Here is a 21,331-nt window from a genome sequence, read left to right as displayed (position 1 = left end):
AAAACCTAGCATTCGCACAGATTAACCCCTCTTTATCCCCCCTTGAAAAGCTACGGTGTACACACAATTTGTATTTACCCCCTTAATCCACGCCACTTGCTACAAGTCGGGAAACCGCGATGGCGCAGTGGCTCCCCTTGTAAAGGGGGGAAACAAGAAATTTAGTTCCCGGACCAATCCATCGGGGAGGGTTAGGGTGGGGTAAATTTAGAAATTACGAGCTATTAATCAATAGCAACCATGACATCCGAAGATTTAATGATGGCGTATGCTTCCTTACCTTCAGCCAATTGCAGTTTCTCTGCTGATGACTTTGTAATAATCGCTGTCACTTCTACTCCAGGAGCTACTTCTAAAATGACTTCAGTGTTAACAGATCCTTCAACAACTTTTTTGACAGTCGCTTTCAGAGAATTACGAGCACTAACTTGCATGACTTTTTTGCCCCCGATAATTTTAACTGACACATACAACTAGCTTTCGCTAGCTTTAGAGCTTAATATAGTAAACTTGATGCTTGTCATTTTCAAGATATTTAATTTTTTCTTAAAGATTAAATAATAATATTGATTATTGTTTATGTTTCAGTAAATGAATTAGATCTGTCTGTAGGAAGAAAAGCATACACAGCAACTCAATCTAATGACATAGTTAGGGCTAGTACATGAAGGCAGAAGTACGGAGGCAGAGGGCAGAAGGCGTTGTAAAATGAGGTCGGGCTAGCATAACCTACTTTATGTGCCACCTCTGTAACATTCATGTTGCCTTGCGCGAGCAAATTTTGTGCTAGTTCCATACGATAATTGTGCAGATAACTAAATACCGTAGTTCCAAACACAGAACGGAAGCCCTCTTTAAGTTTGCGTTAGCGAAGCTCCTCCCTTAGGAGGCTCGTTTAATCCTACTTGCTGTGCTAATTGTATGAGAGAGGGTGGATTATCTAGATGTTTCAACAGATAAGGGGATAGAGTTAATTTGAATCACGGCTAATTCTGAAAAATTACAAGTTTCACCGAAGACAGAAGGAAAATTATACATTGCGGATATTCCCAATGCTAAGTTACAGCTTACAAGTGGAGAGAGTTTTCGGCAAGAGAAACCTCACTCTGGAATTGCATTAGTTACAGTGACAAATGTGGATGCAAGTACTTTGCGGGTGACGGTAGTGGGGAATGGCACTAAGTTAAGACACAACCCTTACCCCACCTGGTTCCCAGCCTGGAGGCTGGGAACCCATGCTGGGAGGCTCCGCCTCCTTGGGCTTGACTAGAGGCATAGCCTCTCGGAATGCATTCCCAGCCTGGAGGCTGGGAACGAGACAATACAAGACTTTGGGCTTATCTTAGTGCCATTCCCCTCTTATGTCCGCACTGACGCTGCTCTTTACTACCGAGGTAACAACCTGCGAGTGCAACTTAATCTCCAGAATTTATTTAATATTCTTTATGATTTTGAATCTATTGCCAAATTTTAGAGAATTAATATAACTTTGACTACTTTCATTATTTTTCAATTGTTCTAAATAAACAGCAACGAAGATCGTAATTCTGCTACAAATTTGTTAAGAAAAGTTACAACACTCTTAACACAAGGAAATATTTTTTATGGTAGTTTCACTTGAAAAGAATGTACCACATCAGGTTGTAATCATTGGTGGAGGCTTTGGTGGACTGTATACAGCAAAGACTCTCAAGAAAGCGAATGTCAATGTTACTCTCATCGATAAACGTAACTTTCATTTGTTTCAGCCGCTTTTATATCAAGTGGCGACAGGTACGCTATCACCTGCTGATATCTCCTCACCATTACGATCTGTATTCCGCAAAAGCAAAAATACACAAGTGTTTTTGGGAGAAGTAAATGATATCGATCCAGAAACCCAAGAAGTTATTCTGGGCGATAGAACAATACCCTACGATACATTAGTTGTTGCCACAGGTGCTAACCATTTCTATTATGGTCACGATAACTGGAGACCATTGGCTCCTGGCTTGAAAACTGTTGAAGATGCCATAGAAATACGTCGCCGGATATTTTCGGCATTTGAAGCAGCAGAAAAAGAAACCGATCCCGAAACACGCCGTGCTTGGTTGACCTTTGTAATTGTCGGTGGTGGCCCTACAGGTGTAGAATTAGCGGGTGCGATCGCAGAGTTGGCACATAAAACTCTCACTGAAGATTTCCGCAACATCGACACATCAGAAACTAAGATTTTGTTATTGCAAGGAGGCGAGCACATTCTCCCTCATATGGTACCACAGTTATCAGAAGTAGCAAAAGTTTCCTTGCAAAAGTTGGGTGTGGTAGTCAAAACAAACACCAGGGTGACAAATATTGAAAATGATATCGTTACTTTCAAGCAAGGCGATCGAGTTCAAGAAATTGCCTCAAAAACTATATTATGGGCAGCAGGTGTGAAAGGTTCCTCTATGGGGCAAGTTTTAGCAAACCGCACAGGTGTAGAGTGCGATCGCTCTGGGCGTGTGATTGTAGAACCAGACTTGACGATTAAGGGTTATAAAAACATCTTTGTCATCGGAGATTTAGGCAACTTCTCTCATCAAGATGGCAAACCCTTACCTGGTGTTGCACCCGTAGCCAAACAACAAGGAGAATATGTAGCTAAACTCGTTCAAAAACGCCTTCAAGGTCAAATCCTACCACAATTTCGTTACAATGACGTAGGTAGTTTGGCGATGATTGGCAAAAATTTAGCTGTTGTAGATTTAAGCTTCATCAAACTCCAAGGTTTCCTTGGTTGGATATTTTGGTTAGTCGTTCATATCTACTTCTTAATCGAGTTTGACACTAAATTAGTAGTAGTATTTCAGTGGGCATGGAGTTATATCACTCGTAATCGTCGCTCTAGATTGATTACAGGTCGAGAAGCTTTGGAAGAAGCGAAAACTGTTACCAACAGCACTAATTCGGCGACTAAAATCGCTAACCCTCCCACTCAACCAACACCCCATTCAAAATTGCAATCTTACACTGCGGATATCAAGGCAGCAACTTTCTGATTAACATCACCAAAACTGAGTCACTAGATTTGGGAAAGGATTTGGCGGTGGAATAAGAGTGTATTATGTTGGCGATCGCCTCTTGGATACCAACTACAGTATGTAAATGTGATAAATAAGCGATCGCCCGATGGTTGACGCTCCAGGTTTATAGATTTGATTGCATCAAATTGACTTTTTCTTACATTGTTGGTAATATTCCGGAGGAAATCAAAATAAGGTAACTCCCAACATCACCTAGTTAAGGTGAGAATTTCACCATATACATGACTGTTAGCGTTAGTTCCTAAAAAGGACACAGTATTGATATCAAAAGAATTGTAGAAAAATTTCAAAAAGTAATTGTTGTCCTTACTTGTAGTCGATTCAAAAATCATGAAAAAGTATTTGCTTGCTGCTTCGCTGACTATACTCATTGTCAATATTACCCAGATTAAACAGACTTTAGCAGCTACGCTAGCTAACCCGACTGAGGTGACTCTATATGCTGCTGGTAGTTTGAGGGGTGCGCTTTCAGAAGTTGCCAATACCTTTACTCAGGAATTTGGGATTCCTGTCAGAACAGAATTTGCTTCTTCTGGTTCACTAAAAGATAGGTAATTGGCTGGGGAAAAGGCAGATGTTTTTGCCAGTGCTGATTTAGGTAACGCCATTACACTCAATCAAAATAACTTAAGTGGGGAAGTGAAGACGTTTGCCCGCAATCCTCTCTATGCGATCGCCATACCAGAGGTTTCACTCACAACAGAGAATCTGCTCGATACGTTTCTCAACCCCGATATTAAATTAAGTATTGCCCAACCTGTAAGCGATCCCTTGGGAGATTACGGAATCCAGATATTTCGCCAAGCCGAAGATATTCGTCCAGGAAGCTTTGCATTGCTTGATGCTAAAGCCATAAGATTATCAGGGACGTTGCCACAACAGAGGAATAGTCCGGGAGGTAGTATCGTCTACTATCTACAAGATATCAACAGAGCAGACATTTATTTGGTTTATTATACCAGTGCTTTGTCTGCTCGAGAAATTTCACCAAGTCTAGAGATAGTGGAATTGCCAGATAGTTTAAAAGTTCAAGCCGACTACGGTTTGACAGTACTCAAAGGTGCAACTCCTGAAGGTTCACAACTAGCGAATTACATCCTTTCGCCAACTGGGCAACAAATACTAGCAAAGTATGGATTTAGTAGTCCAAAGTCTGTGAGAGAATCTCAAGGAGTTGGTGGAATTTTACTGGCTGTGAGTGTAGCCTTTGCCTTGCATAGAAGGTTGATGACTGCCAAACAGCAAAAAGTTCAAGCGTTCGCTGCAAAAAACTGCGAGGATTGCCGCAGCTTCACTGCTAAGCGTCTACGCACTTGTGATGGTTTTAAAGCTGGCGATCGCTTTAGGGAATTAAAACTCAATTCCACTGAGCAACTGATGTTCAATACTGCCCGTTTTGAATTTACCAACAACGTTAGTGTCTAAAATATAGTTGTTCCAATAAAAATCTGATTCCAAGCGTTAGTACTGTCGAGTTAGAGTGCGGTTATTTTGTAGACCAGTAGGAAATGTGGTAGCTTGGGGTATCCAGTCTGCAAATGAAGCCCGAAAGGCATTGCGTAAAGACCAATTGTTACTAAAGCGATGCTCAAAAGAGTAGCCGATTCTACCTAAAGTACGTATTGCCCTATCTAAATCTGGTTCTCCCAAAAAGCGATCGCGCTTAATTTCACCATTAGGATTGGGCTGCACCGTCCCTGATGCAGGTAGACCTGGCTCAAAAAAGTTAAGCCGTGCTTTTTGATAATCGCCTTCAACCGTCAGCTTTGTGTTATTTCCAATTAGCCAAGTCACGACTGGTGCAACGAAAGTTCGCTCACTTCCTTGAAAATCGATAAATTTGAGGTTTTTGCTCTAAACCAATTCACATACCAATACCAAGCACGTTAGCAGCTGAAGTCATTTTAGTTACAGCTAATTCAGAAAAATTGTCAGTTTCTGCCAAGATACAAGGAAATTCCTAGATTGCAGAGATTCTCAATGCCAAGTTGCAACTGGCAACTGGAGAGAGTTTCCGCGTCACTCATTACAGCAGTTTTCACCTAAATGAACCACACCGTTGGTAGGGGCGCGGCGGCCTTGCGGCTACCAAAAAATCGTTAAAACATTAAAATTTATTCTCTCCTCAACGCGATCGTTTCGTTATCTTTTGCCAGAGAAATAGCGTCAATGACTATCGCTTAGCCTTCACTCGGTCCAAAACCGTTACAAGTGCCTTGTAGATGCCCATCGGCGAGTTAAGAGACATCGCCGATAGTGCTAAAGATGTAATGATGGTGAAGATAGCAAGCGCAGTCAACCTTTGCCATACTCCTGCACAACAAAACAAGGTCCAACCCCTTTCGTATTTTGCTTCATCACCCGCAACAAACGATTCGTCAAAGATTGACTGTCTTCATTCAAAAAATCAGTCATTGCCTTGATTTTTCCAGCATAATCGCGGTCATCCTTAAAAATGATAATGCCGGCATGATTGGGCATGGTGCGATGTAAATCAATAAAGTCTTGACGATTTTCCGTAATCAAGATGCGCTCGGTAGCCGTAGCGTACTGCAAAACTCGATCGTCAGGGATGCCTTGATTCGCCTGACCTGCCTCGTAAGAAGTCAATACATCATGTCCTTCTGCTCTAAGTAAGTTAACCATTACGAGTGGGAAATTTTCGTTAGAATAAAACTTTAATACCATCAAATTGAGTCATCTTGGGCGATTTCTCTATCTATGTGTTCGCGATTTTGCTCATAATAATCCCAAGCCGCCCTTAGATCAGCCGCAGTCAACCCAGGATAGTTTGCTAATAATTCCTCATCCGGAGCGCCGAGTTTCCGATATGCTACCAAAGTCCATACTGGAATCCGCGTATTCCGAATTCGTGCCTGTCCCCCACAAACTCCAGGTGTAATCTGAATTGGATTTTGCAACATCTGCACATAGGTCAACGCCTCGTCAACTAGCTCCTCCGGAAGGTCTGCAATTGCTTGGAGCAGTTGAGTCCTCTTACTCATCACAACAAAACCTCTCAAACTATCGGGAAGACTGGCTGCAGTTTGGAATAACTGGGATGAAAATGACGAATTTTCAGCCAATTACATTCACTTGCTGCGGACAGTATCAGATTCGTCTAGCCAAATGCGGAGCCATTAACCCCACAAAACCAATAGTACCAGCTGTAGCAACACTTGCTCCTGCAAGAGCCACTTAAAAGCCCCGTTGAGAAAGACGGGGCATAGTTGTATGCGATCGGATAAAGCTTTTGGGCTAAATTATTGGGTATGCTAGAAGCGATTTCAACTCTAGGGGCAATATGGGGGTTTTCTAGTTCCGTATTGTAGCTAAAAGATTACGCTTAAGTCATAAAGTAACAAACTGAAAAAGAGAGTTAGGGGCTAGAAATTGGCTATTTTCCAATATAAGGGTGCCCCGTTCTCCACAAATTTTAAATGTGAGGAAGACTTTTACCTTTCGGCTTGACAAGGAGTCGCTGGTAAACAACCAACTTCGAGCTAGAACATCAGGTGTTGTCTGAACACATATAAAATTAGCACCCTTAAATATCTAAAAACTGTAACAAAACAATCGCTGTTTTTACCAATTTAATTGGTAAAGAATCTGTAGACACTCATTTGTGACAGGTTAATTACATCTGGCAGGTGAAAGTTTATCGTTTAAATCGAAAATCTGGAGCAGAGAGCACATAAATGCGCCTGATGTTACTAATATAACGTCCCCCTCTTGCGTCACCAGGTACTACTAGACGGGCGAACCCTTCATTTGTCAGTAATTGTGGACCCAAAGATGGATCGTCATTTGTTGCATATGCAACTAGTACTTGTTTGTTTTCAAAGTTTGGTTGAATTTCACCCACTGCTAAAACAACTTGATAACAGTCAGTCGCTTCAAGAACAACGTACTGCCGCAATAAGTTATTTTTTACACTTGGATCGGGATTAGGTTTTAGTCCCCCTACACTCTCAATCAATTGCCATAAAGGCACTCCAACATAGGTACGGGTTTCCTGACCTTGACCTGTTAGAAAACTAACAGTGACTTCACTTGACGGCAATGACTGAAGATCTGATAGGGTAAAGGTTTTTCGATTTACAACTTGACCACCCAAACGGAAATTATCTGAGGGACCACCGGAACACTCTGTTTGTTGTCCAGAAGTTGAATAATTATCATTAGACGAGTCAGCGAAAGTAGGCTGTCCTAACCCCAATACTGATAGTGTTAAGGACACAAGGGCGATGCGGCGAGTCAAACGCATAAAATATGTTTCAGTTTTTAATTCAAGCAGGAGGCAGTTAACCAGTTGCTCATTTCTAGTTAGAAACAAGTACAGAGGAAGTCGTTGGAGTTACTACCAACTCTTAACTACCAACTCTCTAGCTGTTACCAACTTTGTTTATACCACAATACGCGCTCGCTCATGCCGCATAAACTTTACGATTTACTAAAAGTGCGTGCTTTATAACAGTGGTATGAGACGTGGATATAAATGGGATCGCTTGCCTCGATCTTCAAAATCTACGAAGAGTACAAACTCTACGAGGGGATTGTAAACTTGTAGCAACCGCTTTAAGTGCAACCCATTTGGTTCATCAAGAAAATTTTCACAATCTTTTTCTGGGTGATACTGACTATTCTCACACTCGTGTACGCCTATAACAAACCGAACAAAACCACGCCCGTCTTTTGCGTAACCCTTAATAGCAATATTTCTCAATTCACGAGGCATGAGCAATTGATTAATCATGAGATATATCCTTACTATACTTAAATATATTTAGTATTCAATCAGACAAAAATTACTGAAGATTTTCTGATTTTGACTTTTCAATACAAAAACTGTTGCCTAACGGTCATAACAGCTGCGTATTTGTAATATCTGCGAGCGTTCGCTTTCCAAGCTTAGTTATCAACACTTACGGCGATCGTCATACATAATTGTGTAAACTTCAGGAAAAATATTTACTTTTAATTATTGATAAATTTTGCCTGAATTTAATACCAATAATTGTTACAATTGTTACGCATTACCAAAAATATTGGTAAAAATTTTTAACTGTAAATATTTTTCAGCCCGATCTTGCGAGCTACGATACCCAGTTTCTCTATTTATACGATGCGTAAGTCCTATTTTCTACCAATAAAATTGGTAGAAAGTAATTAAGATTACATTTGTCCCTAACCGAAATGTACTATAGCCATCCTATTTGAGCATGATGAATAGTGAGCCAGTTTGGTTGAAAATGCTTTTTCTTCTTATTTGGAACTAATTTGGTAAAATAAGGAAGAAAAATAATATACCACGAGCGATCGAATTGCGATCGCTCGTGGTACAAATAGTCCTTAAATTCAAGACAGATAAAAATTAGTCTGGAATAAAGTTAAGAGAAACACCATTCATGCAGTAACGTTGACCAGTAGGTGCAGGTCCATCGTCAAACACATGACCTAAATGTCCGCCACAGCGACTGCAATGAACTTCAGTTCTAGTCATAAAAAATGACTTATCTATACTTGTGCCGATCGCACCTTCAATTGGCTGGAAAAAACTAGGCCAGCCTGTAGCACTGTTAAATTTGGTTTTCGATGTAAAAAGCGGCTGACCGCACGCCGCGCACAGATAAGTCCCCTCAGCGTATTGTTTATCCAGAGGTGAGGTGCAAGCACGCTCTGTGCCGTGTTCGCGCATGACTCTATATTGTTCTGGCGTCAAGATCTTGCGCCACTCTTCCTCAGTTTTAGTGATTTCAAACTCTTTTTTGGAACTTACCATAACTTCTGACCTTGCAGTTAGATTTTGTTATCAAAATATACATTTATTATATCTTGTTTAAGCTATACAGCGTTTCCTAGTCTGCTGAGGTACAAATTTATCTGCGTCCATCCGCTACAGGCTGCGGTTAATTCAATATCGTGTACTTTACGAAAGTGGGAATTGCTATATAACAATGCAAGGCTCAGAAGGCCATAGTTACCTTTTTTTGACTTTAGCACGCTCTTGCCTCAAACTTCGCTTGCTCTTTCTCCAAAAGAATATTGCTAATATCAAATAGAAGTCGCATGGTACCTCGGTAGCCCACTTTAGTTAGATGATTATGACCATGACGGTCAAAAATAGGAATCCCCTGACGGTAAAGAGGAATTTGGAGACGAAGTGCGATCGCTTAACTATTCCTTTTAATCTCAGCAATAAGCTCGGCGCGGGTCATCTCAACAAAGTTTCATCTACCAAACAATCGGAATTAAACCTGATGCAGTTATATTTTTGTCACACGTCACTAACTGCTCAAGAATTAGCTGCACAAATTCGCTGTATCCAAAAAGAAATTCTTGAGGGACAAAACTCATAAGCTAGATATTAAAACTCGTCACACCAGTGGCAATACTGCTAGAATAAGGAAATTGTAGGTTGGGTTTCCCCTTGGGGAAACCCAACAAGTGTCTGTAAATGTTGTGTTGAGGAACGAAACCTAACCTACTTGTTTTCGTATTTTTAGGCTTAACATACCAACAAGGAATTGCCCCTTCATACGTTTTAAGATGAAAGTCAACCCACGAAAAATATATAATCTGCTACTAAAGTCAAGTCAGACAAATGCATCAGTGCGAGAGATAATCATTGGTTTAACCTGGACATACTGCCAAGCTGATGGAATTGGTTTGTGCATGAGTCCCGGACAACCAACCCGCACTCTACCTTGGTCAGGAACACTAGTCAATACGGCGATCGCAAATTTAGCACCCTGGCTGCAATCTTGGGATAGCTATCAAGCAACTGTCGCTATGGCAGCAATTAATGCTGTTATTAACTCATCTTCACCACTTCTAATGTCTTCACAACCACTTTCACCTAAAGGTTCGGCAAATCTCGCAGTCTTTGAGCATTTTTTACCATTGATTCGGGGAAAACGAGTCGTCGTCATTGGGCGTTATCCCGGACTTTCTCAGTACGAACAGGAAATAGACTTGACGGTACTCGAACGTCAACCCAGTAACCAAGACTTACCCGATACAGCTTGCGAATATCTTCTACCCGAAGCTGATTGGGTGTTTCTCACAGCCACCTCTATTGTCAATAAAACATTTCCGCGTTTGGTTGAGTTGTCACAAAATGCCAAGTTAGTGTTGATGGGACCGACTGTACCCTGGTTACCAGATTTAGCAGATATGGGAATCGATTATTTGGCAGGTGTTTGTGTCACGTCTCCAGAAGCATTACGGCAGACAATTGCAGAGGGAGGAGGTGTTAGAATTTTTGATACAGGAGTACAGTATCACGTCTTAGAATTATCACCATGAGTTAGCATTCATAAAATTTTATTCAACTCGACGCAGTCGCTCAACTTGGAGTTGGTGTTTCCGGTTAAATAAAGCACAAAAGGCTAGCATAACTACACCTAACGTTCCGAGAGCAGTTCCTGAGACAATCATAAACATAATGACAATCTGGTAACGCACTGCATCCTGCGTTCACATTCCCAAGGATGTGGGGCATGAAATTAGAAATACGGGGACGGAAAGAATGATTGTGGTGTTGGCTCAGTCTCCCCTTCCCTGTGCTCATGAAAAAGTACCTAACCCACCATCAGAGTTTCGCAGAGTGGAGTTAAACCGTTAATTACTGTGACTCTCTGCGTCCTCTGCGTACTCTGCGGTTCAAAAATCATTATATTTAACCGCCGAGACGCAGAGGACGCAGAGGTAAGAGGTGAGAGAGCTTTAGTCACGATTTTAGCCTTTGTTACGTATCTTTACAAAGTCTTGCTTTTTCCTTTTAGCTATGAAATCTGAAATTAAAATAAATACGGTAAGTTAATCAAGTTATAGTATTATAATGTATGGGTTGTTAATCCCTAGAATCATTTAATAAATTAGGAGAATCAGCAACCGTGAGTGCTCATGATTCAAAGCTAGCATCTACCCTCGGTTTACACCAAGATTTGGAGGCTGATGTCCTCGTTATTGGAGGTGGACCGGCAGGCACTTGGGCAGCATGGAGTGCTGCAACTCAAGGAGCAAAAGTTATTCTTGCAGATAAAGGCTACTGCGGTACTAGTGGAGCCACAGCAGCAGCTGGCACAACGGTTTGGTATGTTTCAAATCCTGCCAACCGCGAGGCAGAGTTATCTAAAAGAGAAACTCTGGGGGGCTTTCTGAGCGATCGCGACTGGATGAACCGTGTCTTAGATCGAGCTAGGATGAACCTAAATCGGCTGGTAGAGTGGGGCTATCCATTTTCTAAAGATGATAATGGACATCCCTATCTTCCTTCACTGCATCAAGGCGCGGAATATATGCGGTTGATGCGAAAACAAGTGAAAAAGGTAGGCGTAAAAATTCTCGACCACAGTCCCGCACTGGAATTATTAGTGGATGCAGACGGTGCTGTAGCAGGGGCAAGAGGGATGAGTCGGCAAACAGGGAAGTACTGGATAATCAGAGCAGCAGCTGTCATTCTTGCGACTGGGGGATGTGCCTTCCTCAGCAAAACCTTAGGATGCAATGTCTTAACAGGAGATGGGTATCTTATGGCAGCTGAAGTTGGTGCTCAATTATCAGGCATGGAGTTTTCCAATGCCTACGCCCTAACTCCTGCTTTTGCTTCCGTGACTAAAGGTGCATATTATCGCTATGCTACCTTTACCTATGAGGATGGGACTGTTATTGAGGGAAAAGATCGCCGAGATATTGCCCGTATATTGCTAACCCAACCCGTTTATGCTTGTATCGATAAAGCTTCAGAAGAAGAAAAAAGTTGGATGCGAACGATTCAACATAACTTCTTCTTACCATTTGAGCGAGTTGGGATCGATCCCTTTACGCAACGATTCCCCGTGACGTTACGTTTAGAGGGGACTGTCCGGGGGACGGGTGGATTGCGAATTGTTGATGACACTTGTGCTACATCTGTTCCCGGTCTTTATGCCGTGGGAGACGCCGCAACACGAGAACTCATTTGCGGCGGTGGATCGGGAGGTGGTAGTCCCAACGCAGCATGGGCAACTGCTTCTGGTGATTGGGCGGGTGAAGCAGCTGCTCTCTATGCCCGTCAATTGGGGAGTAAAGTGAATAGGCGATCGCTACATAGAATTGATGGAGCAACACTTGGTTCTAGCAGTCGTACTTTTGAGCCAACAGACATAATTCGCGCAGTGCAAGCAGAAGTGATTCCATACGATCGCAACCTATTCCGTACAGAAAAGGGTTTATCAGAATCGCTCCACCGACTGCACGAGTTGTGGAGTGAAATTCGCAATGCATCAGTTCAGTCAGAGCAGCAAACAATCCAAGCGAGAGAAACTGCAGCCATGGTTGCGACGGCGAGGTGGATGTATGCCACAGCTTTAGAACGAAGAGAATCTCGCGGTATGCACAAACATGAAGACTATTCGCAAATTGATGCCAAACAACAACATCGGTTGCTGAGTGGTGGACTAGATCGCGTTTGGGTCAAACCCGAACAAGATATTGCCTATCAAATTGGGCAAGAAAGTATTGTTTGTCAGAGTTGAAATAGTCTTATTTCTGTCTCGTCCAAAGATTTTTATTTAATTGAACCGCAAAGACGCAAAGGACACGAAGAAATAGGAGAAGAGAATCAGTAACCTTATAAGACAGAAGGACGAAATTCAAAATTCCATTAATCCAAAATCCAAAATCTAAAATCCAAAATCCAATTAATCCAAAATCTAAAATCTAAAATCCAAAATTTATGATTGAGTTAGTCAGCGAATCTCGTTGTATCAAATGTAATATTTGTGTTAGCGTTTGCCCAACTAATGTCTTTGACGAAGTTCTTAATGCTCCTCCTACAATTGCCCGTAAAAGTGATTGTCAAACCTGTTTCATCTGTGAATTATATTGCCCAGTTGATGCTTTATTTGTTGCTCCTCAAGCAGATGAATCTGTTGCAGTTGACGAGGAGTTTTTAGTGGAGTCGGGATTGCTGGGAACATACCGCAAAAAGTTGGGATGGGGACGAGGACGCACCCCATCTGCCCAAATGGAACAGTCTGCCAAATTCTTCAAATACTCTCCCTAGTAGAGACGCGCCATGGCGCGTCTGTTGTAGCGCCATGGCGCGTCTGTTGTAGAGTCACAATTTTTTATAGGAGAAGGTAAAAATGCCACTTCAAGAATCAATAACTACTTGGGATCAACTGTTAGAAGTTGCTCGAAAAAATACCCCGGCTCGCCGAGTACGCAGACCAGGACAATCACCTTCTACAGCTCCCATTCCCAGTGGTCTTCATAAACTAAGCTCCAATACACCACCAGTACTGCTTTACCGCGATACCAATTCTTGGTGTCCTTTTTGCGAACGAGTTTGGTTTGCCTTAGAAGAGAAAGAAATCCCCTTTGAAACAGAATTTATAGATTTGAGTAATAAACCCAAGTGGTACACCGATCTTGTTCCCACAACACTTGTCCCGGCTGCAAAAATTGAAGGCAAATTAGTTTACGAATCTAAAGATATTCTCTTAGCTTTGGAAGAGCGATTTAGTACTCCACCTCTGCTTCCTGAAGATCCAGAGGAAAATGCAGTTGCAAGGCAGTTAGTTGACAATGCTGAAACCAGTGGTTTTTTGGGTGCTGCTTACAAATTTTTAAGGCAACCAACTTCTGATGCTAATGAGTTAGCCCATTTTCAAGCAGAGTTAGAAGCTAAATTAGACGCACTCGAAGAAAGCTTAGGAAAATACCCAAGTCCTTACTTTGTGTCAACGTTTAGTTTGGTAGATATTATGTATAGCCCTCATTTGGATCGATTGGCTGCTAATCTACCAGTGTACCGAGGATATCATATCAAGGGAAATGCACGCTTCCCTCGACTCAACGCTTGGTTTGAGGCAATCAAACAACGTCCTGCTTATCACCGAGTCAGATCGGATAGTACAACCAACAATTTACTTTTGCGTCGCCGATTCGGTTTGCAACCAATCGGGAATCCATTGCCTTTAGACACAACAGACACCGAGGCACTTCAGTATCGAGCAGAAGCTGCTGAAAGACTGAGTGATAACCGGGAAGTTGCGATCGCAGACATCGTGAAAAACTCTGGAGTGCAAGCATTAGCAGCAGATGGAGACATTTCAGCAGTGAAAGAAGCAGTTGAGTGGCATCTTAAACTGCTAGCAGAGTATCTCCTTCATGGAAATGGCTCACCCTTACTAGGTGGACGGACAGGAGGTAAAGAAAATACCACCGATTCGACTGTAGCAGCTGTCGGAGCTATTACACTTGCCTACGTGAGAAATCGCATTTGTGCTCCTCGTGACATGAGTGCAGGTGCTGCCACAGCATTCCGAGCAGCAGCAGATAAAGTCCTAGCATCACTTTATTGACAAAATTACCCCCCTTAATCCCCCCTTGGAAAGGGGGGAAATGGAGCTCTAGTTCCCTCCCCTTGGAAAGGGGGGAAATGGAGCTCTAGTTCCCTCCCCTTGGAAAGGGGGGAAATGGATCTCTAGTTCCCTCCCCTTGGAAAGGGGGGAAATGGAGCTCTAGTTCCCTCCCCTTTCCAAGGGGAGGGTTAGGGTGGGGTAAAAAATAGTTAGTAAGTCTAACAGTTTACGTTTCATCTAAAAAATGAGTACAAAAAAACAGCTAAAATTAGGTGCATTCTTACCCGGTTGCGGACATCATGTAGCAGCGTGGCGGCATCCCAACGCACAAGCTGACGGAGGTCTAAACTTCCACCACTATAAGCGGCTCGCGCAGACAGCCGAACGAGGCAAATTTGACATGGTTTTCCTCGCTGACGGTGTAGCTGTGCGAGAACGGGGACCGGGAAAGGAGGCGCTAAGCCGAACCACAGTTGTTCACTTTGAACCCCTGACCTTACTATCAGCTTTGTCAGTGGTGACAGAACACATCGGGTTAACAGCAACAGTCTCAACCACATACAACGAACCTTATCACCTTGCTCGTAAATTTGCATCATTAGACCACTTAAGTGGCGGTCGTGCTGGATGGAATCTCGTAACTTCCGCAACAGAAGTGGAAGCAAAAAACTTCAACCGCGACCAACACATGGAGCATACGCTACGTTACGAGCGTGCGAAAGAGTTTGTCGATGTGGTAACTAAACTCTGGGATAGTTGGGAAGATGACGCTTTCTTACGCGACAAAGAATCAGGCATTTACTTCAATCCAGAGAAATTACACATTCCCGATCATAAGGGCGAGCATTTTTCGGTAAGGGGACCTCTGAATGTGGCTCGTCCAGTACAAGGATACCCGGTTATCATTCAAGCTGGGTCTTCAGAAGACGGTAAAAATCTGGCTGCACAAACGGCAGAAGTGATTTTTACTGCACAGCAAACACTACAAGAAGCTCAAGCATTTTACACAGATGTCAAGAGTAGGTTAACAAAGTACGGGCGTTCTCCCGACAGTCTCAAGATTATGCCCGGAATCTTTCCAGTAATTGGCAAAACCGAGCAAGAAGCCAAGGATAAATTCGAGCAAATTCAGGAATTAATCGATCCATCAGTTGGATTGGGATTGCTGGGAGTGATGATAGGTGGATTTGATTTGTCCAACTACCCAATAGATGGTCCACTTCCAGAACTACCAGAGACCAACGGTGGAAAAAGCCGTCAAAAACTACTGACCGATCTTGCCCATAGAGAAAATTTAACCATCCGGCAATTGTATTTGTGGATTGCTGGCGCACGCGGACATCGGCAGACTGTAGGAACACCAGAACAAATCGCAGATCTGCTTGAAGACTGGTTTGTCAATGGTGGGGCTGATGGATTCAATATCATGCCGCCTTACCTACCTGGTGGTTTAGATGATTTTGTCGATTTAGTCATTCCTGAATTGCAACGCCGGGGGTTATTTCGCACTGAGTACGAAGGTCGAACCCTACGCGAGAATCTCGGTTTACCCCGTCCAGTAAACCAATTCACTACCCTTGCAGTATCTCCAGAACTGGTAACAGTAGGTGCTTCTACATAATCTCAAATTTCACCTGTGTCAATTCACAGTGACACCCTCTCTAACCCCTACCCCCTACCCCCTAAAACTTATGAGTTTTCAAAACTTTGACATTAAACCAGTCGCAGGACGTATCGGTGCTGAAATTATAGGTGTTGACTTGAGTGCTGACCTCAGCAAAGATATTATCAGCGAGATTCGTCAGGCACTTGTTCAATATAAAGTGATTTTTTTCCGTCACCAACAGCTAGACGCCAATGGGCAAGTTGCTTTCGCTCGTCGATTTGGTGAAGTGACAACAGCACATCCCACCGTGCCATCATTTCCAGGACACCCAGAAGTTCTAGACCTAAATTACGGGCGAACTGTTACCCGTGCTAATAACTGGCACACTGATGTCACCTTCGTAGATCGCCCTCCGCTTGGTTCTATTTTACGAGCTATTACTATACCACCAGCAGGAGGAGACACAATTTGGGCAAACTCCGTAACTGCATACCAAGACTTACCAGCCCATCTGCGTAATCTTGCAGACCAACTCTGGGCTATACATAGTAACGCTTATGACTATGCCGTTACTCCACTTGACGTTTCTGAAGAGGTTAAGGCGTACCGAGATGTCTTCACATCTACTGTTTACGAAACACTTCATCCAGTGGTACGCGTTCATCCTGAGTCGGGTGAGCGAGGTCTCTTTATTGGTGGTTTCGTTCGTCAAATCCGTAGCTTATCACCAGCTGAATCGGCAGATCTTCTCCGACTTTTGCAGGCTTATGTGACTCGTCCGGAAAATACTGTTCGCTGGCGTTGGTAAGTCGGCGATGTGGCATTCTGGGACAATCGCGCTACTCAACATTACGCGATCGCTGATTATGGTGACCAACCCCGCCACGTTCAGCGAGTGACGCTCGTTGGCGATATCCCCGTTGGTATCGATGGTAAACAAAGTGAAGCAATCAAGGGAGACTCTTCTGCTTACAACCAACGCGTGTCAGTTGCTGCTTAATTACTGACCAACCCCTCACCTCGTTCCCAGGCGGAGCCTGGGAATGCCTTAAGGAGGCTCCGCCTCCAGTGTTGATTTGTTACGCGAGGCAGAGCCTGCTGTGCTGCATTCCCAGGTTCTACCTGGGAACGAGAGAACGAAAGAAACCTGGGAACGAGAGAGTACCACATGAGAATTAAGTGACAGTTACCAGTCCCTCATTGACCATCTGTATCCGCAAAAGAAGTTAAGCATTTTACCAATCTAACCCACTCAAACCGCGCTCAAATTAAGAGAGAATTAAGACAAGTCAATTGCGGTAGTATGAGGACTCCGTGACCAAGTATATAATCTATCGTCTACTGATCTTTATTCCAACACTCATTGCTATTAGCATCGTTGTGTTCGCTATCTTAGCCTTGGCACCAGGCGATCCAATGGGTGAATTTGCGGTTAATCCATCCATTACAGCAGAAGTTCGAGAAAACATTAGAAGAGCGTTTGGTTTAGACCAACCTATACACATACGCTACATCAAGTGGTTTACATCCTTTCTTAGGGGAGACATCGGCTATTCCTTCACTAGCCGCAGTCCAGTGAGTGGGTTGATTCTACAACGATTACCAACAACATTATGGGTCGTTGGTTCAGCTTATGTTCTTGGTGCATTGCTAGCTGTTCCCTTGGGGGTCATTTCCGCTCTTAAACGTAATTCAGTTGTTGATACAATTTTAACAACTATCGTGTTTTTAGGATTTTCTCTGCCTACATTTTTTACTGGATTGCTATTTATTATTCTCTTTAGCGTACAGTTAAAATGGCTGCCTTTCATCTACAATAGCACTCTACAAGTGACTGATTGGGAAAGTTTTGTTGCACAAATTAAACAGTCAATTATGCCAGTATCTGTTCTCACACTCTGGCAGACGGCCTTACTCATGCGCTTTGTTCGTTCGGAAGTCTTGGAAAAACTTCACCAAGATTATGTGCGTACTGCTTATGCTAAGGGATTACCTACATTTATTGTCATATATCGTCACGTTTTACGGAACGCATTAATTCCTGTCGTTACATTAGTAGCGTTAGATATTCCTAATATTTTCACAGGGGCTTTGGTCACAGAACAAGTTTTTCGTGTTCCCGGTATTGGTGCTTTATTGATAGAATCAATATATCGTAATGATACACCAGTCGTAATGTCAATTACTTTTATCTATGCAATTTTGATTGTTGTTTTTAATCTGGTTGCAGATATTCTTTATGCTTTATTAGATCCTCGAGTTCAGTACACAAAGTAGTACGAATCCAGACAGTTTATGTTAAAGCGATCGCCAAAACAGGCTTCAGAAGAACCGGAATTGTCAGCTTACCCTGCACCAGAGCAGATGGCTCCTTTTGGACAAAGAACGCTCATACAAGAGATCTGGCAGAAATTTCGTCGCAATCGTCAAGCACTATTTGGCAGTGTTGTGCTGTTGATAATAGTGTTTAGCATCCTCTTTGGTCCACTAGTGTATGCTACACCTATCAACAAAATTGACTTTGCTCAATCCTCCCTTCCTCCAAGTTGGGAACATCCATTTGGAACTAACGACCTAGGTCAAGATATCCTAGCAAGGATGTTGTACGGTGGACGGATATCAATCGCAGTAGGAATTTTTTCCATGTTGGTTGCGATCTTGCTAGGTACATTTGTTGGCGCAATCTCTGGTTTTTATGGCGGCTTACTAGATATGATGCTGATGCGCTTCACTGACTTGTGCCTAGCGTTACCAAGACTACCACTGTTATTACTGATAATCTTTTTGTTTCGGGATACAATTAAAGCGATCGCAGGTCAAGAACTGGGTATATTTGTGCTAGTTGTCCTGGTTATCGGTGGACTCAACTGGATGGCTGTAGCAAGATTAGTCCGCTCTGGTTTTTTAACAGTACGGGAAATGGATTTCATTACAGCTGCACGAGCGCTTGGTGCAAGTCCCCAACGACTTATCTGGATTCACATTCTGCCAAATGTCATCAGTCCGGTATTGGTTGCGGCTACGCTGTCGGTTAGCAATGCAATTATTACTGAATCTACCCTCAGCTTTTTTGGGCTTGGTTTTCCACCGGACATTCCAACCTGGGGACGAATGCTTTATGATGGACAAAACTTTCTGGAATTTGCTCCTTACATGGTTCTTTTTCCAGGTACAGCAATATTTCTCACGGTACTAAGCATCAATTATATAGGTGATGGTTTAAGAGATGCTTTAGATCCGCGACTATCGGGATAAGCCATCTACTTTCTTCGCCAGTCTTTAATATTCCAAGTATCGGCATCCCATGGAGTTAAATCTACACCAGTCAGCCTATTGCTAATGCCACTCACTCTAGCTTTTACAACTAAAGGAATCACAATCGCATCTTTAATCAGTAAATCGTTCATTTGAATAAAAAGCTGTTGGCGTTTTTTTGGATTTAGCTCTGTACTGGATTGTTGCCAAAGCTTGTCATATTCGGGATTGCAATAGCGTGAAGAGTTGCTACGCGACCAATTGTTTTTTTTCTGAGGAATTTCAGCACAAGTCCATGCTTTCATATAAGCACCAGGGTCAGTATTTTCATTCCCATTAGTAAACATTTGCATATCGGCTTGGAAACGAGCAACTGTGTCTGGGTTGGAGGGATCGCCAGAGAAGTAAATACTTGGATCTATACTTTTGAGTTCCACGTTTACGCCAATAGATGTTAATGCTTGTTTGATAATTTCTTGAGTTTTTTGTCGCAGTGGATTGACTCCAGTTTGGAAAACAACCTTCATTTCTATGCCATTTTTATCTCGAATACCGTTGTTATTAGTATCTTTCCATCCAGCTTCATCTAATAAAGCAGCCGCTTTTTTCAGATTAAATTCGTATTTTGTATTAGGTGAATTATAAATATCCGGTCCTACTAAAGTATTGGAGGTTGCACGACCAGTGGGACCGTATAATTGCTGGGTAATGGTATCGCGATCGACAGCATAGTTAAAAGCTTGGCGCACTCTTCGATCGCTAAAGAAAGGATGGGGAAACTGAAGGCTAGATCGCTCGCCATCTTTCGTTGCTTTGTTGGGATCGGTTTGGTTAAGAAAAATGCGTTCTGCCAAACCCCCAAAGATTATGTCTACCTTACCTTTACCTCCTGCTTCCAGTTGTTTAAGGATCGGCGCTTCCACTAAGAGGTTCCAGGCAAAGTCACTATCACCAGTCTGAAGCACAGATCTCGTCGCCGAAGTGGCGTCACCACCTCCCTTAAGTTCTATTCGCTTAAATAAAGACCGATCGGTTTCTCGGAACAAAGGATTGGCTTCATAAATAACAATATCACCGGGCTTAAATTCTACCACTCGGTAAGGACCAGTACCGACAGGAAGCAAATTAGCAGGAGCTTCCCTAGCATTAGCTCCACTGTATTTCTCGAAGATATGACGTGGTAAAATTGCCCCACTTTGACCAACGAAAGGCAGCGACCAAGCAGGATTGACATCTTTAAAAATGATTTTAACAGTTTGGTCATCAATAGCTTCGACGTTTTTAACAGCTTCATAATAAGCAGTCGTAGTCGCACCTACAGCTGGATTGGAGAGAAATTTGTAAGTAAACACTACATCTTGTGCTGTCAAAGGCTGTCCATCTGACCACTTAATACCCTGCTTAAGTTTCCAGATGACAGACTTACCATCCTTAGCCAGTCCGCCATTCTCTAAAGTAGGGATTTGTGCTGCTAAAAAGGGGATTAGTTTGCCTTCTTTATCATAACTAGCAAGAGGTTCGTAAGTGACTCGGCTGGCATGAAAGTCCTTAATTCCTTGAGATAGATGTGGATTTAGAATAGTTGGAGCTTGCCAGTAAAGCAATCGTAATGTGTCGCTGTTGTTGCTTGAAACACCAGGAGTCGATTCTTTCGTTCCGGAAGATTCAGGCTTTGGCGAAGAACAAGCAGTAAAAAAAAATACACTGGTCAACGACAAGGCAAAAATGTGATGATTTGTGAGGAGGTTGCAAAGCAGCGATTTAGGATACGCGAAATCCTGCTGTCTTTCAGATTTTAGATAAACCTTTTCAAGCTTTTGACCTCTTTCTGCATAATATTGAATAAGTTTTGATAGAACCGACATTGTTTGAGCACTTTTAATGAAGTTGAGTATTGGCTTGAATTATAGAGGAGAGTTCTTTCAATGAAAATCACCCACCGTTTGGGAGTTTAGTTGTTGCTGCCAAACTAATTAAACGGTTGCTCCTAAGAGGATGTTTGAAAAGTCATGATTGATGTATCAAATATTTTTTACCCCACCCTAACCCTC

General features: G+C 42.7%; 21 protein-coding genes and 4 pseudogenes. 13 read left to right on the top strand and 12 right to left on the bottom strand.

What is annotated here, in order from left to right; translation table 11 throughout:
* Positions 1-224 precede the first annotated feature (224 nt).
* Both F7734_RS14080 and F7734_RS14075 read right to left on the bottom strand, forming a co-directional pair.
* Positions 225-434 (bottom strand): molybdopterin-binding protein, encoded by a 210-nt coding sequence (locus tag F7734_RS14080; protein ID WP_155745310.1) that lies wholly within the window; start codon positions 432-434, stop codon positions 225-227.
* 200 nt (positions 435-634) lie between these two features.
* A pseudogene (locus tag F7734_RS14075) lies at positions 635-956 on the bottom strand (AraC family transcriptional regulator); the annotation flags it as partial.
* 23 nt (positions 957-979) lie between these two features.
* On the opposite strand from F7734_RS14075, the gene F7734_RS14070 reads away from it, so the two are divergent.
* The 4 genes from F7734_RS14070 to F7734_RS14055 all read left to right on the top strand — a co-directional run bounded on the left by F7734_RS14070 (position 980) and on the right by F7734_RS14055 (position 4,490).
* Positions 980-1,270, top strand: coding sequence for an AMIN domain-containing protein (locus F7734_RS14070; protein ID WP_166481910.1), 291 nt, complete (start codon positions 980-982; stop codon positions 1,268-1,270).
* Positions 1,271-1,604: 334 nt separating this feature from the next.
* A complete protein-coding gene (locus tag F7734_RS14065; protein WP_155745309.1) occupies positions 1,605-3,020 on the top strand; it encodes an NAD(P)/FAD-dependent oxidoreductase in 1,416 nt (471 codons plus the stop codon).
* Positions 3,021-3,395: 375 nt separating this feature from the next.
* Positions 3,396-3,620, top strand: a complete 225-nt coding sequence (locus tag F7734_RS14060; RefSeq protein ID WP_155745308.1) for a hypothetical protein — start codon at positions 3,396-3,398, stop codon at positions 3,618-3,620.
* Positions 3,621-4,490 carry a substrate-binding domain-containing protein gene (locus F7734_RS14055; RefSeq protein WP_155745307.1) on the top strand — a complete coding sequence of 290 codons (870 nt, stop codon included), beginning with the start codon at positions 3,621-3,623 and terminating at the stop codon, positions 4,488-4,490.
* A 36-nt stretch (positions 4,491-4,526) separates the two neighbouring features.
* On the opposite strand, the gene F7734_RS14050 is transcribed toward F7734_RS14055, so the two are convergent.
* From F7734_RS14050 to F7734_RS14015, 8 genes and pseudogenes are all read right to left on the bottom strand, one after another.
* Positions 4,527-4,859 carry a hypothetical protein gene (locus tag F7734_RS14050; RefSeq protein WP_155745306.1) on the bottom strand — a complete coding sequence of 111 codons (333 nt, stop codon included), beginning with the start codon at positions 4,857-4,859 and terminating at the stop codon, positions 4,527-4,529.
* 501 nt (positions 4,860-5,360) lie between these two features.
* A complete protein-coding gene (locus F7734_RS14045) occupies positions 5,361-5,753 on the bottom strand; it encodes a DUF5615 family PIN-like protein (RefSeq protein WP_155745305.1) in 393 nt (130 codons plus the stop codon).
* Entirely contained in the window at positions 5,753-6,070 is a 318-nt protein-coding gene (locus F7734_RS14040) for a DUF433 domain-containing protein (RefSeq protein ID WP_155745370.1), read from the bottom strand. Before F7734_RS14040 ends, F7734_RS14045 begins: the two co-directional genes overlap by 1 nt.
* Before the next feature lie 109 nt (positions 6,071-6,179).
* Positions 6,180-6,263: pseudogene (locus F7734_RS66105) on the bottom strand (iron chelate uptake ABC transporter family permease subunit); the annotation flags it as partial.
* A gap of 460 nt (positions 6,264-6,723) precedes the next feature.
* Positions 6,724-7,332 (bottom strand): molybdopterin-dependent oxidoreductase, encoded by a 609-nt coding sequence (locus F7734_RS14030; protein ID WP_155745304.1) that lies wholly within the window; start codon positions 7,330-7,332, stop codon positions 6,724-6,726.
* A gap of 201 nt (positions 7,333-7,533) precedes the next feature.
* A complete protein-coding gene (locus F7734_RS14025; protein WP_155745303.1) occupies positions 7,534-7,821 on the bottom strand; it encodes a hypothetical protein in 288 nt (95 codons plus the stop codon).
* A gap of 618 nt (positions 7,822-8,439) precedes the next feature.
* Positions 8,440-8,847 carry a peptide-methionine (R)-S-oxide reductase MsrB gene (gene msrB, locus F7734_RS14020; protein WP_155745302.1) on the bottom strand — a complete coding sequence of 136 codons (408 nt, stop codon included), beginning with the start codon at positions 8,845-8,847 and terminating at the stop codon, positions 8,440-8,442.
* Positions 8,848-9,061: 214 nt separating this feature from the next.
* Positions 9,062-9,247, bottom strand: a pseudogene (locus F7734_RS14015) (nitrogenase component 1); the annotation flags it as partial.
* Between F7734_RS14015 and F7734_RS60695 the strand changes: the two are divergent.
* Together F7734_RS60695 and F7734_RS14010 are read left to right on the top strand one after the other, a co-directional pair.
* Positions 9,176-9,424 carry a hypothetical protein gene (locus tag F7734_RS60695; RefSeq protein WP_166481900.1) on the top strand — a complete coding sequence of 83 codons (249 nt, stop codon included), beginning with the start codon at positions 9,176-9,178 and terminating at the stop codon, positions 9,422-9,424. The pseudogene F7734_RS14015 and the gene F7734_RS60695 overlap by 72 nt on opposite strands.
* Positions 9,425-9,614: 190 nt before the next feature.
* On the top strand, positions 9,615-10,373 hold the full coding sequence (locus F7734_RS14010; RefSeq protein WP_155745301.1) for a DUF364 domain-containing protein: 759 nt from the start codon (positions 9,615-9,617) through the stop codon (positions 10,371-10,373).
* 18 nt (positions 10,374-10,391) lie between these two features.
* Here the strand turns inward: F7734_RS14010 and F7734_RS14005 are convergent, their stop codons facing one another.
* The gene (locus tag F7734_RS14005; RefSeq protein ID WP_347566194.1) at positions 10,392-10,532 is read right to left on the bottom strand and encodes a hypothetical protein; all 141 of its coding nucleotides are present in this window, start codon (positions 10,530-10,532) and stop codon (positions 10,392-10,394) included.
* Positions 10,533-10,963: 431 nt separating this feature from the next.
* Here F7734_RS14005 and F7734_RS14000 point away from each other — a divergent pair, with 431 nt between their 5' ends.
* The 7 genes and pseudogenes from F7734_RS14000 to F7734_RS13970 all read left to right on the top strand — a co-directional run bounded on the left by F7734_RS14000 (position 10,964) and on the right by F7734_RS13970 (position 19,280).
* Entirely contained in the window at positions 10,964-12,586 is a 1,623-nt protein-coding gene (locus tag F7734_RS14000) for an FAD-binding protein (protein ID WP_166481899.1), read from the top strand.
* Between the two features lie 200 nt (positions 12,587-12,786).
* Positions 12,787-13,116 carry a ferredoxin family protein gene (locus F7734_RS13995; protein ID WP_155745300.1) on the top strand — a complete coding sequence of 110 codons (330 nt, stop codon included), beginning with the start codon at positions 12,787-12,789 and terminating at the stop codon, positions 13,114-13,116.
* Positions 13,117-13,198: 82 nt separating this feature from the next.
* Positions 13,199-14,419: a glutathione S-transferase family protein gene (locus tag F7734_RS13990; RefSeq protein WP_155745299.1), complete on the top strand. Its 1,221-nt coding sequence runs from the start codon at positions 13,199-13,201 to the stop codon at positions 14,417-14,419.
* Positions 14,420-14,663: 244 nt separating this feature from the next.
* Positions 14,664-16,040, top strand: coding sequence for an LLM class flavin-dependent oxidoreductase (locus F7734_RS13985; protein WP_155745298.1), 1,377 nt, complete (start codon positions 14,664-14,666; stop codon positions 16,038-16,040).
* 70 nt (positions 16,041-16,110) lie between these two features.
* Positions 16,111-17,025, top strand: a pseudogene (locus F7734_RS13980) (TauD/TfdA family dioxygenase).
* A gap of 314 nt (positions 17,026-17,339) precedes the next feature.
* Positions 17,340-18,302 carry an ABC transporter permease gene (locus F7734_RS13975; protein ID WP_166481898.1) on the top strand — a complete coding sequence of 321 codons (963 nt, stop codon included), beginning with the start codon at positions 17,340-17,342 and terminating at the stop codon, positions 18,300-18,302.
* A gap of 18 nt (positions 18,303-18,320) precedes the next feature.
* A complete protein-coding gene (locus F7734_RS13970; RefSeq protein WP_155745297.1) occupies positions 18,321-19,280 on the top strand; it encodes an ABC transporter permease in 960 nt (319 codons plus the stop codon).
* A gap of 5 nt (positions 19,281-19,285) precedes the next feature.
* Here F7734_RS13970 and F7734_RS13965 read toward each other — a convergent pair whose 3' ends face one another.
* The gene (locus F7734_RS13965) at positions 19,286-21,145 is read right to left on the bottom strand and encodes a peptide ABC transporter substrate-binding protein (RefSeq protein ID WP_155745296.1); all 1,860 of its coding nucleotides are present in this window, start codon (positions 21,143-21,145) and stop codon (positions 19,286-19,288) included.
* Between the last annotated feature and the right edge of the window lie 186 nt (positions 21,146-21,331).

Source organism: Scytonema sp. UIC 10036 (genome assembly GCF_009725235.1).
This window is presented reverse-complemented; position numbering and strand designations above follow the sequence as displayed.

What these genes read in the sequence shown, in the direction of transcription:
- F7734_RS14045 (WP_155745305.1), bottom strand. Translation starts at nt 5,753, where the DNA reads ATGGTATTAAAGTTTTATTCTAACGAAAATTTCCCACTCGTAATGGTT.
- F7734_RS60695 (WP_166481900.1), top strand. Translation starts at nt 9,176, where the DNA reads ATGACGGTCAAAAATAGGAATCCCCTGACGGTAAAGAGGAATTTGGAG.
- F7734_RS13965 (WP_155745296.1), bottom strand. Translation starts at nt 21,145, where the DNA reads ATGTCGGTTCTATCAAAACTTATTCAATATTATGCAGAAAGAGGTCAA.
- F7734_RS14040 (WP_155745370.1), bottom strand. Translation starts at nt 6,070, where the DNA reads ATGAGTAAGAGGACTCAACTGCTCCAAGCAATTGCAGACCTTCCGGAG.
- F7734_RS13990 (WP_155745299.1), top strand. Translation starts at nt 13,199, where the DNA reads ATGCCACTTCAAGAATCAATAACTACTTGGGATCAACTGTTAGAAGTT.
- F7734_RS14030 (WP_155745304.1), bottom strand. Translation starts at nt 7,332, where the DNA reads ATGCGTTTGACTCGCCGCATCGCCCTTGTGTCCTTAACACTATCAGTA.
- F7734_RS14010 (WP_155745301.1), top strand. Translation starts at nt 9,615, where the DNA reads ATGAAAGTCAACCCACGAAAAATATATAATCTGCTACTAAAGTCAAGT.
- F7734_RS14065 (WP_155745309.1), top strand. Translation starts at nt 1,605, where the DNA reads ATGGTAGTTTCACTTGAAAAGAATGTACCACATCAGGTTGTAATCATT.
- F7734_RS14060 (WP_155745308.1), top strand. Translation starts at nt 3,396, where the DNA reads ATGAAAAAGTATTTGCTTGCTGCTTCGCTGACTATACTCATTGTCAAT.
- F7734_RS13985 (WP_155745298.1), top strand. Translation starts at nt 14,664, where the DNA reads ATGAGTACAAAAAAACAGCTAAAATTAGGTGCATTCTTACCCGGTTGC.
- F7734_RS13995 (WP_155745300.1), top strand. Translation starts at nt 12,787, where the DNA reads ATGATTGAGTTAGTCAGCGAATCTCGTTGTATCAAATGTAATATTTGT.
- F7734_RS13970 (WP_155745297.1), top strand. Translation starts at nt 18,321, where the DNA reads ATGTTAAAGCGATCGCCAAAACAGGCTTCAGAAGAACCGGAATTGTCA.
- msrB (WP_155745302.1), bottom strand. Translation starts at nt 8,847, where the DNA reads ATGGTAAGTTCCAAAAAAGAGTTTGAAATCACTAAAACTGAGGAAGAG.
- F7734_RS14025 (WP_155745303.1), bottom strand. Translation starts at nt 7,821, where the DNA reads ATGATTAATCAATTGCTCATGCCTCGTGAATTGAGAAATATTGCTATT.
- F7734_RS14080 (WP_155745310.1), bottom strand. Translation starts at nt 434, where the DNA reads ATGCAAGTTAGTGCTCGTAATTCTCTGAAAGCGACTGTCAAAAAAGTT.